Here is a 12,481-nt window from a genome sequence, read left to right as displayed (position 1 = left end):
AAGTAGGGAGTTTTTCCCGCCTTGCAAGCAACCCGGGAAAAGATTTTTGCCTATACCAGCTAAGTGGCTGAAACTCTGCGGAATTATTTTTTATCTTTTACAAAGGGACTGTTTCTAACCTTGTCTCATCTTCTAATTAGATGTTATATACTATAGTATTAGGTTTCATCTATATCACTTAGTCCTCTTTATACAGGTCTTTACATAAAAATAAAAAAGGCTACCATAACTGGTAGCCTTTTCATTTAGTTTAGCGATTGTTAGTTAACGTCCCACCATAACTTGGTGCTGCTTTCATCACCACCGATTGCGGATGCTGCAGTTGAACGGTTTTCCGGGTTCAACGTCTGCTCATTTATTGGGTAGATAATTCTTGTAGGAACTTTCAGCCCTTCAATAGGCGGAAGAAGTGTTGGAGCATCTAACCTTCTCCAGGTTATCCAGGCGTCATAGCCTCGGTTATATAGTGCAATCCACTCCTGCTTACCAATCTTCTGTTTCCAATCACCAGGTGCAGTCGCATAGTTCACACCTGGCTGAGCGATGTAAGCAGTTGCCTGTGTTGCTGTGCCTCCCCAGTACTCAATAGAAGCCTTGATACCCTCGTGGTAATGCTCTGCAGCAGTACCACCTACAGTGTAGCCTCTTTCAACTGCTTCAGCCAACAGGAACCTTACTTCTGAATAATCCAATAGAAGAGCTTCGAAAGTAGGATCTGCAATTTTTGCGCTAACAGTAGAGTGTTTTGAGAAGTCGTTAGTGAAACCATACTTGCCACCTACATAGGCACCATTCACATCTGTGAAGAAAAATGGTCTTCTTGGGTCGTTCAGATTATTCATTACATCCACAAGGGTGTTTGCAGCAACGTAATCTTCACGAGTTGAAAGAGGGCCCTTCACGTTTGAAGAAATAGGGTTGTTGTTTGGTGGAGCACTCAGGTATTTAAATGCGGCGTTATCCGCATTACTTGTAAATACTCCTGCCGCAACAGCTTCTTCAGCAGACTTCTTCGCTGTAGCGTTGTCAACATCGGCAACCACCATACCAAGCTTTAACTTAAGAGAGTTAGCAAAACGGTGCCATTTCGCCATGCTGCCACCATAGATAACATCACCTCCTGTGAAACCAGCAGCAGATGGAGTAATCATACCAATAGCTGTATCCAGACGCTTTAAGATATCTGCATAGATAGTTTTTGCATCATCGTAAGCAGGAAGCGCATTTTGAGAATTCAATGCTTCTGTGTAAGGTACATTACCAAATGTATTTACAAGCACTGACCAGGCATAGACTTCCATGATCTCAATCTGGGCCAGCTGATTTTTCTTTACGTTCTCATTCAGAGTCTGATCAGCATTCACAAGTCTTTTTGCTTCCTGCAGGTCATTCAGAACATCACGATACAAAGCTGTCCACATAGCCTGTGGAATTGTACGTGAAGTCATGTTATATCTTGGCTCATCCAGATACTGTGTGGATGTCCAGTGCTGAACGTAAAATCTAATGTTATTCGTGTTAACGTTAGGCGTAGTCAACACATCCGTCAGACCTTTAACAGCATTCGTGTACAGAGTAGCTGCCGGAACATTTGTTGCTCGTTTCTGGTCGATATTGAACTCATCCAGATCGTCCACACATGATGTCATAAACATCAGTGAGAAGGCGCATATTAAAAGTTTCTTCATTTTCAGTTATTTTAGAAATTTAATTTAACGTTGAAGCCATAAGTTCTAACAGCTGGGTAAGCACCAGACTGGTAACCTCTACCAAAGTTACCTGAGCTTAGACCTTCTTCCGGATCAGAGTATTCCATGTTTTTGTGGATGATCCAAAGGTTACGACCGATAAGCTGGAAGTCAACGCCTTTAACGAACCCTAAGTTCCCTACAATTGACTCAGGTAATGCATAAGTTAATGCCACCTCTCTTAGCTTTACAAAGCTACCATCAAACACATACATTGCTCTAGGAGCACCTGCATAGTCGTCAGCAGCATAACCATAAGGAGTCAAGCCGTCACCATCCACGTTTTCAGCATAGATATCGTTAGGAGTACCATCTTCTTTAACACCTGGCAGCAATACACCACCACCTTGGTCAACTGGCAGACGAGAAGGATTACCTTTAGCATTCAGGCCTGCAGTATGCTTGTAAAGACCTGTTGCCTCACCATACCACTGGTCAAGAGAGAACACATCGCCACCATGACGAACATCAATCAGGAAGCTAAGTGAAACACCTTTGTAAGTAAGGTTGTTGTTGAAACCGCCTGTCCAGTCTGGGTTAGGATTACCAATAACGAGGTCTGATCTGCTTGAGCGCAGGTAGTAACCATTCTCGCCAACTGTTCTCTGACCATTTGTATAAACAAAGTCGTTACCACGGATAACACCGTAAGGCTGACCAACAGCAGCGTTAAGCGATACACCACCCTGGAAGGTAGCAAGCGTCAGGTTCTCAACATCCTCAAACAAGCTGATAACTTTGTTTCTGTTACGAGCAAAGTTAAAGTTCATTGTCCAAGAGAAATCATTTGTCTGGATTGGGTTAACGAAGGCACTAACCTCAATACCTTTGTTTTCTACTTCACCGGCATTCACGAAACGTTGTGTATAACCAGAAGCAGCGGTTTGGTTAACAGGCATGATCTGGTCAACTGAATTTGACTTATACCAGGTAAAGTCGAAGCCAAACATACCATTTACAAACTCTGCTTCAATACCAGCCTCTAAGCTCTTTGTTCTCTCAGGCTTCAGGTTAGGATTATTCTTTATGCTTGGAAGCGAGAACAGAGGAGTTGAGCCGAAACCGGTTGGCTTGTCATAAACATCCAGGATACTCAATACTGGAGCGTCGTTACCTACCTCTGCATAGTTCAATCTAACTTTACCGTGTGATAACCATGAGGTCTCTACCAGGTTAGAGAATACAACGTTAGCAGCAGCAGCTGGGTAGAAATAGCTGTTTTCACCTTCTGGCAGGGTAGTTGACTTATCCTGACGTGCAGAAAGTTCTACGAAGTAGGTGTCTTTAAACCCTAAGTTTGCATTCGCAAAAATACCATCAACACCTCTTCGAGTATATGTTTCAGTTGGAGGGTTGATCGGGCTAACAGAGTTAGACAACGAATACAGTTTAGGTACAACCAAACCACCGTTTGTAGCAGCAAAAACAGAGCTTGAACGGTCTCTGCGCAGGTTAGTACCCACTAAACCATTCAATTTCAGACTTTCGGTGATGTCTTTGTTAAAATTTAACATCAGGTCGAAGTTCGTCTCGTTGAAGTCTCTGTTATATCTTGAGTAGAAAGGTAGACCAGCACTACCAACAGCTACACGCTCTTCCTGAAAGTCGTAAGTCGAGTTAAAAGAGGCTCTACCCACTGCACTTAACCAGTCTGTAAGCTTGTAAGTAGCACTTGCATAACCATAGATGTTATCTCTATTGTCATTTGAGTAGTTCTCGTACTGCGTCCAGTAAGGGTTGTCAGAGTAGATCGGACCAGTGTTAGTACTGTTCCAGTTCCAGGTGATGTTTTGCCTGTTTCTGAAATAAGCTTCTTTCTGCTCTTTCAGGTCAATGTTAGTTTGCCACCACTGTCTGAACTGCTGGTTAGGGTTTGTACCGCTGTAACCAGTACCATATCTACCCATACCATTTGTGCGGGTATAGTTAGCAGAAGCGGAAACTGTTAAACGATCAGTAGCCTCATAAGAACCATTAAAGTTAAAGAGGTCTTTATCGATTGTAGAGTTAGGCAGGTTACCTTTAATATCGTTACGGGTGTAACCAAAGTTAAAAGTAGTTTTATCACCTCCACCATTGATTACAATGCTCTGGTTGGAATTCAAACCTGTTTCGAAGAAAGAGGTAGGTCCATTTTTAGCCGCTACCCATGGTCTTGTTTTACCATAGTTTGGAGAAAACGGATCAAGCGCATCCCACTGGTAAACCTGGAGATTTGGATCAAATTTCGGACCATACGAAGCATCATCCTGGAAACGAACTACTGGCGCTACACCATCACCTACCTCTGGTATCAGGTCGCTGCTAGTTCGGAAGCCCTGAAAATAACCTCCACCATACTCATCCTGGTATTTTACATAAGTGCTCTTATCGATGCTGCTCCAGGTTACACCACTATTCACTGTTACGTTAAGGCTATTTTTCTTGCCTTTTTTAGTAGTGATCATGATAACACCTGCAGAAGCACGAGAACCGTAAAGCGCTGTTGCAGCAGCACCTTTCAGTACGTTTACAGACTCAATGTTATCTGGGTTAAGGTCAGCAGCTGCGTTACCGAAGTCAGCACCACCACGACCAGTAGCCTGGTTAGATCCGTTGTTGTTGGCGTTACTTACCGGTACACCATCAATAACAAATAGCGCCTGGTTGTTACCAGTAAGAGAAGAATAACCACGAATGATTACGTTGGTTGAACCACCCATTGTGTTGTTCGTTCTGATATCCAGACCTGCCACTTTACCTGAAAGTGCGTTTACAACGTTCTCATTTCTGGCACGGGTAAGCTGATCTGAGCTAACCTGCTGAGCTGAATAAGCCAGTTCATTTCTGTTACGCTCGATACCAAGGGCTGTTACAACCACTTCATCCAGTTGTTTTGCATCAGTTTCAAGGGCTACGTTAAAAGTAGTTTGATTTCCAATAGCGCGTTCAACTGTTTTGTAGCTGATATAACGGAACTCCAACGTGTTTGCCCCTTCAGGCACGTTAAGCGTAAATGTACCATCTACACCGGTAGCGGTACCTACGGTTGTTCCTTTCACCAGAACGGATACGCCTGGTAATGGCTGGTTAGTAGCGGCATCTGTCACCTTTCCGGAAACTGCCCTACTTTGAGCCATTGCTTGCTGCACTAAGACAGAAAGCAGCACAAAGCTCAATAATAGAAGTTTTTTCATTTGCTTTAGTTTTAGATAAGAAAAAAGTTAAGTTGGTATTAGGTAATAGATAATAATCCTTTAAAAAAAAGGCACTAAAAGCCTTGCATACTATTACAAGTAAACCATGGGCTTCCGGCGAGTATAGACTACAGGGAAGCACCCAATAACGTACATTGCCAGGACGGCACTGCAGTTACACTTAGACTCTGACTGTTAAATTGTGGCGATGAGACAGAGGACCTACCATTTAATTTAAAACAAAAAGCTTTCTTGTTTTAACAGGTTGGCCATCTATAGTTGAGCAAATAGTTTCCTCTTATAGAAACGGCGCTGCATTGTTGGAAAAAGGAAAGTTTAGTAAAGGTTGTTTCATGCATTAATCTGGTTTTAAGGTAAGTGATAATTCAATTATATAAATAAATGCTATTTAATACAAATGTTTAATATAAAACTTTTCCACCCCGATATCACCCTATGATTCATTATCACTTAATTAATTGAGGGAAATTAAATTTAATTATATCTATCCGTAACATGATTTTTGACAGACTTACGTCTTTTACGAGAATTGGTATATTTAGTTATTGTGATAACAGGCCTGGAAATGGCTTTTTACACTTTTTAGAGCTGTTCTGGGAGGAAGCACAAACTATAAATGGCTCCTGTTACAACAATGCAGTATTTGAGGCTCAGGCAATTGCATTTCAATCTGGTATAAATTGATGCAGATAGGATAGGCATAAAAAAAATAGCCTGCATTTTTTACAAATGCAGGCTATTTTTCAAACTATAGATATAACTAGCTAAAGGCCCGGAATGTAATGAGCGCAAAAATATAAGCTAAACCACTCATATAAACCATTTGTGCCATCGGCCACATCCACGATTTAGTCTCGCGGCGAACTATAGCCAGTGTGCTTACACACTGCATGGCAAACAGGTAAAAGATCATAAGCGAGAAAGAACGTGCCGGCGTAAAGAAAGGCTCTCCCTGCTTATCTGTTACCGTCAACAGTTTTTCTTTTATAGTGGTTACATTCTCTTCTTCGCCAATACTATATATAGTAGACATGGTCCCTACAAATACCTCGCGGGCTGCAAAAGAAGTAATCAGGGCGATGCCAATTTTCCAGTCGTAGCCAAGCGGCTCAATTGCAGGCTCTATCGATCGGCCAATAATACCTGCGTAAGATTGCTCCAACTGGTGTGAGCTGATCAGGTTATCTAATTCTGTCTGTGACAAATTCAGCTCTGCTGCTTCGGCTATAGCCTGCTGTTCAGCTCTTTCAAAGTTATCGCCCGGGCCGTACGATGCCAGCACCCAAAGTATAACCGAAATAGCCACGATTACTTTACCAGCCTCGAACAGGAACGTTTTCGATTTCTCGACCATGGTTAGGCCTACGTTTTTCCAGCGCGGCATTTTATACACAGGCAGCTCCATTATAAAGTAGCTGCGCTCACGCGCCTTCAGTACCACCTTCAGCAACCACGCCGAAAGAATGGCAGCAATAAAACCAATCAGGTAAAGCGCCATTAGTACAAGCCCCTGCAGGTTCAGGAATCCGAAATAGTACGTCTCAGGCACTACCAGCGCAATAAGTACTGTGTACACCGGAATACGGGCCGAACAGCTCATAAGCGGCGTAACAAAGATGGTGATCATCCTGTCTTTCCAGTTCTCTATCGTTCGGGCCGACATAACCGCAGGCACCGCGCAGGCTACACCAGATATAAGCGGAACAACACTTTTTCCGTTCAGGCCGAACTTGCGCATAATCTTGTCCATCATGAAGGTAACACGGGCCATATACCCGGTCTCTTCCAGTATGGCTATAAAGGCAAACAGAATGGCGATCTGCGGCACAAACACCAGCACGCCACCCAAACCAGCAATTACACCTTCAGTAAGCAGGTTAATGAGTGGTCCGCTAAAGTTCTCTTGTATAAGCCCATTAAGTGCGGCTACACCTTCATCTATCAGGTCCATGGGGTAGCTGGCCCACGTAAAGATGGCCTGGAACACAAGGAAGAGTACTCCCAGGAATATCAGGTAGCCATATATTTTATGGGTAAGCACCTGGTCCAGGCGGTTGCTGAACTTTTCTTCTTTTTCTACACGCTCAACTTTTACTGCATCCAGCAGCAATTCATTAATATAAGTATAGCGCGCTATAGTTTCTTCCGCTTGTAGTGTATTCGATTTAAACCCGTGCACCTGCACCAGTTCACCTATAAAGGCTACATCTTCGGCAGAAAGAAATTTAAGGCTTTTGTATTGATGCGCGTAATGCAGCGCCAGGTAATTGTTAGAGATTCCGAAACGGCTTTTTATGCTTTCTACAACCGGCTTAAGGGACTCCGGCACACTATATACAGGTGTTGGGATGGTATCAAGCTGCTGCGACATCAGAATCTTAAGTGCAGCTATACCTACACCCTTGCGGGCATTCATAGGTATTACCGGTACGCCCAGAGCTTTGTGCAGCGCCGGGATATCAATTTTTACACCTTCCTGCTCTGCCACATCAATCATGTTCAGGGCAAGGATGGCCGGAATCTTCAGATCTGCAAGTTGCGTGAATAGCAGCAGGTTGCGCTTCAGGTTAGAAGCATCGGCAGTAACAATAACAAGGTCAGGATAGCTAGCGCCCTTTTTGTCGTAGAGCAGGTCTATAATTACGCGCTCATCCAACGACTTAGGGTACAAACTATAGGTACCAGGCAAATCAATGATTTGTACTTTCTGGGTTGCACTGAGGTGACAGCTACCGGTTTTTTTATCAACGGTAACACCCGGGAAATTACCAACTTTCTGGTTCAGGCCGGTAAGCTGGTTAAATAAGGAGGTTTTACCTGAGTTAGGATTACCAACAAGTGCTACTCTGGCCATACCACGGGCAGCTGCAACAGGCTGGTTCTCTTTCACTTCAGGTGAGGCTACTACAGTCATGTAAGAGGTGCTACTTGAGCATTATAGTTTCGGCTTCGTCCAGGCGCAGAGAGAGCGTATAATCATTCACGATGATCGTGATCGGATCGCCGAGCGGGGCACGGCTGTTGAGTTTAACTTCGGTACCTGGCAAACATCCCATTTCCAGGAGCTTTAATCCCATATCAGGATCTTTCAGGCAACAAATAACACCCGTCTCTCCGATCTTCAGATCGCGGACACTTTTCTTATCGATATGCTCTTCTACCCTGTTCTGCACTTTAAGACGTTTTTATTTAGACTGTTTATAAACAACTGCAATTTACAAGGTGTTCATCTTTAAAGCAAAAGTTTTGCGCAATTGAAAGCAATAAGCCGCCAAGACAGGAAAATTCGAAGATTTGAAGATGAGGCGATTAGATATTATCAAGATTCTGGAAATGCAGAATAAGTGAAAGCTATAGTTAAGCTTTCTTAATTGATTACTGTAACTATAGTTCAACTATAGCATCACGCACATGATAAACCTTTAACAGCTAATCACTAAAACCCTTATTCCGCAAAGAAAATGCGCTTTACACGGCTACTAACGTTGGTAAGCAGCTCGTACGGGATGGTGCCTATCCGGTCGGCCATATCGGTGAGCGTAAGTTGTGGTCCGAAAACAATGGCCTCGTCGCCGGCTTTTACATTTAGCCCGGTCACATCTACCATACACATATCCATGCAAACATTGCCGATGATGGGACAGCGCTTCCCATTTATAATTACCTGTCCCGCGCCATTACCGAAACGCCGGTCGTACCCATCGGCATAGCCAATGGCTATAGTTGCAATCGTTTTATCCGAGTCGGCAATGCCTTTACGACTATAGCCTACGGTTTCTCCTTTAACTATAGTCTTCACCTGCGATACAGTAGTCTTCAATGTGCTAACAGACCGTAGCGCTTCCTGCTCCGAGCCCGTTGCCTCCACGCCATATAAACCAATCCCCAGTCGCACCATATCCAGCTGATGTTCCGGGAAGCGCACAATGCCAGCAGAGTTCAGCACGTGTTTGATCACGCTATAACCTAACCTTGCCTCTACCTCAGCGGCCATGCTCCTGAAATTACGGATCTGTAATTGCGAGAAATCATCATGCAGTGCTTCGTCGGCACCAGCTAAATGGGTAAACGTACTTATAACCTGCACCCGCGGGAACTGCTGAAGGAGTTCAAACAGTGCATTAAAATCTTCGGGGGTAAAGCCCAGGCGGTGCATGCCTGTATCAAGTTTCAGGTGGATGCGGTGGCGCTGCGTGCTTGCGGGCAAATCTTTGAGGTATAGTTCCAGCAACTCCAGTGAGTAAATTTCAGGTTCCAGGTTATGCTGATGCAGTTTGGCAAAACTATCCGGCGACGGATTCATAACCATTATAGGCAGCGTTATGCCATGTTCGCGCAGCATCACGCCCTCATCTACATAAGCTACAGCCAGGTAATCTACTCTATGGAACTGTAACAGATTAGCTACCTCAAAACTGCCGCTCCCGTAGGCAAAGGCTTTTACCATTACCATCAGTTTGGTTTCCGGGGCCAGCTTAGAGCGGTAATAATTCAGGTTATGCACCAGCGCATCCAGGTTTACTTCCAGCACCGTGCCGTGCACCTTCTGCTGAAACGCATGTACAATCCGCTCAAACTCAAACACACGGGCGCCTTTTACCAGAATCAGCTCATTCCGGAAATCCTCAGATTTAAATTGCTGCAGAAAATCGGAGGTACGCTGGTAAAAAGTTGCTTCATTGCCAAAAGCCGTTTTATAGTTGCTTATAGTTGGCCCGATGCCGATTACCCTATCTACCTGGTGCGCTTTAATGCGCATGGCTACCTGGCTATACAACACTTCTTCCGGCAGCCCAGACTCCAGAAAATCAGAAAGAATAACGGTGCGTTTGCTGCGCTTTGGTTGGTTGGCGAGTAGGTCGAGGGCAATGTGCAAACCGGCCAGATCATTGTTATAGGTATCATCAATAAGGTAACAGCCATTGATCGCTTCCTTCATTTCCAGACGCATAGCTACAGGCTGCAGCCTGTCCAGCCGGTCCTGAATTTCAGCTAAAGGCACGTTTCGGTACAGCAGCACCGCCAGGCAATGCAGCGTATTTTCCAGAGAGGCATCGTCGGTAAACGGTATAGCCAGGCGCTGCTTCTCACCTTTATAAGTATAAACAACTATAGTTTTATGGCCGGCTGTAGTGGTAGCGGTAATAGTAATATCAGCTTCGTGCTCACGGCTCCAGGTAAAGGAGTTTATAGTCTGCTCCTTAACTTCCTGGTGCAGCAACTCGTGGTCGGTGCAGTAAATGAGCACATCCACGCCGGTAAAGAGCTTCAGTTTTTCCTGCACTTTTTGCTTACGCGAGGTAAAGCCTTCGTCGTGGGCACTGCCTATGTTCGTAAATATGCCTATAGTTGGCTGAATGATGGGCTGTAGTTTCTCCATCTCGCCGGGCACCGAAATACCTGCCTCAAAAATTGCCAGCGTATAGTTGCTGTTCAGTTGCCACACCGACAGCGGTACTCCCAGCTGCGAATTGTAGCTGCGCGGGCTTTTAACAACCATCTCATCGGGGCTCAGCAGTTGGGCCAGCCATTCCTTAACTATAGTTTTGCCGTTGCTACCCGTAATACCTATAACCGGGATAGCAAATTGCGCGCGGTGCCAGGCCGCCAGCTGCTGTAATGCCTGCAGGCTGCTCTGCACCAGTAACAGGTTTGCCTCCGGGAAAAGTAAACTATAGTTCTGCCCTGCTTCGTTCTGCTCTTTTTCAACTATAAACTGCCGCACGCCCTGCTCATAAAGCGACGCCAGGTACTTATGCCCGTCGTTATACTTCCCGTTTATCGCAAAAAACACCGTCCCTGCCGGCTGCGAGAGCTTACGGCTATCGGTGAGCAAGTGGTTAACCGGAAGCGGTGCTGCAAACTGCAGCACTTTTCCGTGAGTTATAGTTGCAAGTTGCTGAAATGTGAGCATAGGTAGGGTACTATCGTTAAGAGCCGAAAGTTAGGAGATAATTCAGTTAGAAAGTTAAAAAGTTTGGAAGTTAGAAAGGTGGCTCAGTTTGGGAGTTTAAGAGTTAGAGAGTTTAGGAGTTAAAGAATTAAGAGGTGTAGAGACGCAATACTTTGCGTCTTTTTGGCTACAGAGCAATTAGATCCTGAGAATCCATTAACCCTGTAAATCTTGATTCAGACAATCAACAATTCAATAATTAACTACTAGCAACCCATTACCTTTGCCTACTTTTTATAACTGCACATGAAAACAATTAAAGCAAATCCCTTTTATGCAGCTGGCATTGCGGCGTTCGTGATCTGGGGATTTATACCTTTCCCGCTTAAAGCACTGGCCGAGTACCCAAGCGGACTGATCCTTTATTTCAGGGTTGCTTTGTCGGTAGGGTTGCTGCTGTTTATTTCTGTGTTTTTCCGCGGAGGCAACATTCAGGCAACCTTAAAGGCAGTAAAAAACGCGGCTTCAAAAGAGAAACGGCAGTTTATAGTTTTCACGTTGCTGGGCGGGCTACTGCTTACTACTAACTGGCTTACCTTTATTTATGTCGTAAACCACATCGACATACAGACCGGTTCCTTCTCTTATCTGCTTTGCCCGATACTTACTGCAGTGCTCGGCTTTTTATTGCTGAAAGAAGAGTTGCGTCCCAACCAGTGGCTGGCCATCGGGTTAGGTGTTGTTAGCTGTGTGCTGATTGGTACCGGAGAGTTAACCAGCCTGTTGTTTAGTTTGATGATTGCGCTGAGCTATGCTTTTTACCTGATAACGCAACGCATCCTGCGGGCTTACGATAAAATTGTGCTGCTTACACTGCAGTTGCTCCTCGCCTTCGCCCTGATCGGGCCATTCTATAGTTTCTTCAAAGGCGATTCAACTATAGTGCTGGACGGCAACTTCTTCCTGAATGTGAGCATCCTGAGCGCCTTTTTCACTGTGCTGCCGCTGTTCCTGAACCTGTTTGCCCTCAAAGAGCTTACCTCTGGTACGATCGGTATTTTCATGTACATTAACCCGATCATGAACTTCGTGATCGCTTTTGTATACTTTAACGAAGAGACCACCCTAGTAAAAGCTGCTGCCTATGTGCTGATCTTTATTTCGGTGATCATCTACAACATTAACCTAAAGAAGCGGCGCAAAACGGCCGATGGTATGCCGGTGCCGCCTACCTCGGCGGCTACAACTATAGAATAAACAAAAGGCCCTGCTGCAGTAGCGGGGCCTTTTTGTTTATAGTTAAATCCTGAAATCTATTGCTGCTGTTGTGGCGGGTTCTGCTGTTGCTGGCGGCGCTGTTCTTTCTGCTTGTCCAGCTTTTGCATTTCGCGGGCTGCCGAGTCAACGTTTGGCGGCAGATCTCCGAAATAGTCTGCTTGGTTGCCGGTTTCGGCTGTATCACCAATCGGTGCCGGGCGTGGGTTATTCAGGTTTGCTGCAGATGAGTCTCCAGCCACAATGGCTTCTGCTGTACCTGTATCTCTTTCAGATTCCACATCGGCCTGTTGCCCGCAGCCAAAACCAACTATAGCAGCAAAGGCCACGGCTGCGCCTGTTTTAAATATTGTTAAGTTCATTGTTTT

The 12,481-nt window shown here is 44.9% G+C and carries 7 protein-coding genes; 1 reads left to right on the top strand and 6 read right to left on the bottom strand.

Annotation, left to right across the window (positions count from 1 at the left end; all coding sequences use genetic code 11):
• Positions 1–260: 260 nt before the first annotated feature.
• The 5 genes from GXP69_RS17830 to GXP69_RS17810 form a co-directional block, all read right to left on the bottom strand.
• Complete coding sequence (locus GXP69_RS17830) at positions 261–1,688, bottom strand: SusD/RagB family nutrient-binding outer membrane lipoprotein (RefSeq protein WP_163916798.1); 1,428 nt, start codon at positions 1,686–1,688, stop codon at positions 261–263.
• Between the two features lie 11 nt (positions 1,689–1,699).
• Positions 1,700–4,924, bottom strand: coding sequence for a SusC/RagA family TonB-linked outer membrane protein (locus GXP69_RS17825; protein WP_163916796.1), 3,225 nt, complete (start codon positions 4,922–4,924; stop codon positions 1,700–1,702).
• 781 nt (positions 4,925–5,705) lie between these two features.
• Positions 5,706–7,799, bottom strand: a complete 2,094-nt coding sequence (gene feoB, locus GXP69_RS17820) for a ferrous iron transport protein B (RefSeq protein ID WP_394367369.1) — start codon at positions 7,797–7,799, stop codon at positions 5,706–5,708.
• A 70-nt stretch (positions 7,800–7,869) separates the two neighbouring features.
• On the bottom strand, positions 7,870–8,118 hold the full coding sequence (locus GXP69_RS17815; protein ID WP_317164609.1) for a FeoA family protein: 249 nt from the start codon (positions 8,116–8,118) through the stop codon (positions 7,870–7,872).
• A 272-nt stretch (positions 8,119–8,390) separates the two neighbouring features.
• Positions 8,391–10,859 (bottom strand): bifunctional UDP-N-acetylmuramoyl-tripeptide:D-alanyl-D-alanine ligase/alanine racemase, encoded by a 2,469-nt coding sequence (locus GXP69_RS17810; RefSeq protein ID WP_163916792.1) that lies wholly within the window; start codon positions 10,857–10,859, stop codon positions 8,391–8,393.
• A 285-nt stretch (positions 10,860–11,144) separates the two neighbouring features.
• Here GXP69_RS17810 and GXP69_RS17805 point away from each other — a divergent pair, with 285 nt between their 5' ends.
• Entirely contained in the window at positions 11,145–12,095 is a 951-nt protein-coding gene (locus GXP69_RS17805; protein WP_163916790.1) for an EamA family transporter, read from the top strand.
• A 56-nt stretch (positions 12,096–12,151) separates the two neighbouring features.
• Here the strand turns inward: GXP69_RS17805 and GXP69_RS17800 are convergent, their stop codons facing one another.
• Complete coding sequence (locus GXP69_RS17800; RefSeq protein WP_163916788.1) at positions 12,152–12,475, bottom strand: hypothetical protein; 324 nt, start codon at positions 12,473–12,475, stop codon at positions 12,152–12,154.
• Between the last annotated feature and the right edge of the window lie 6 nt (positions 12,476–12,481).

Origin of the sequence: Pontibacter burrus (genome assembly GCF_010686685.1) — a bacterium.
GTDB lineage: Bacteria > Bacteroidota > Bacteroidia > Cytophagales > Hymenobacteraceae > Pontibacter > Pontibacter burrus.
This window is presented reverse-complemented; position numbering and strand designations above follow the sequence as displayed.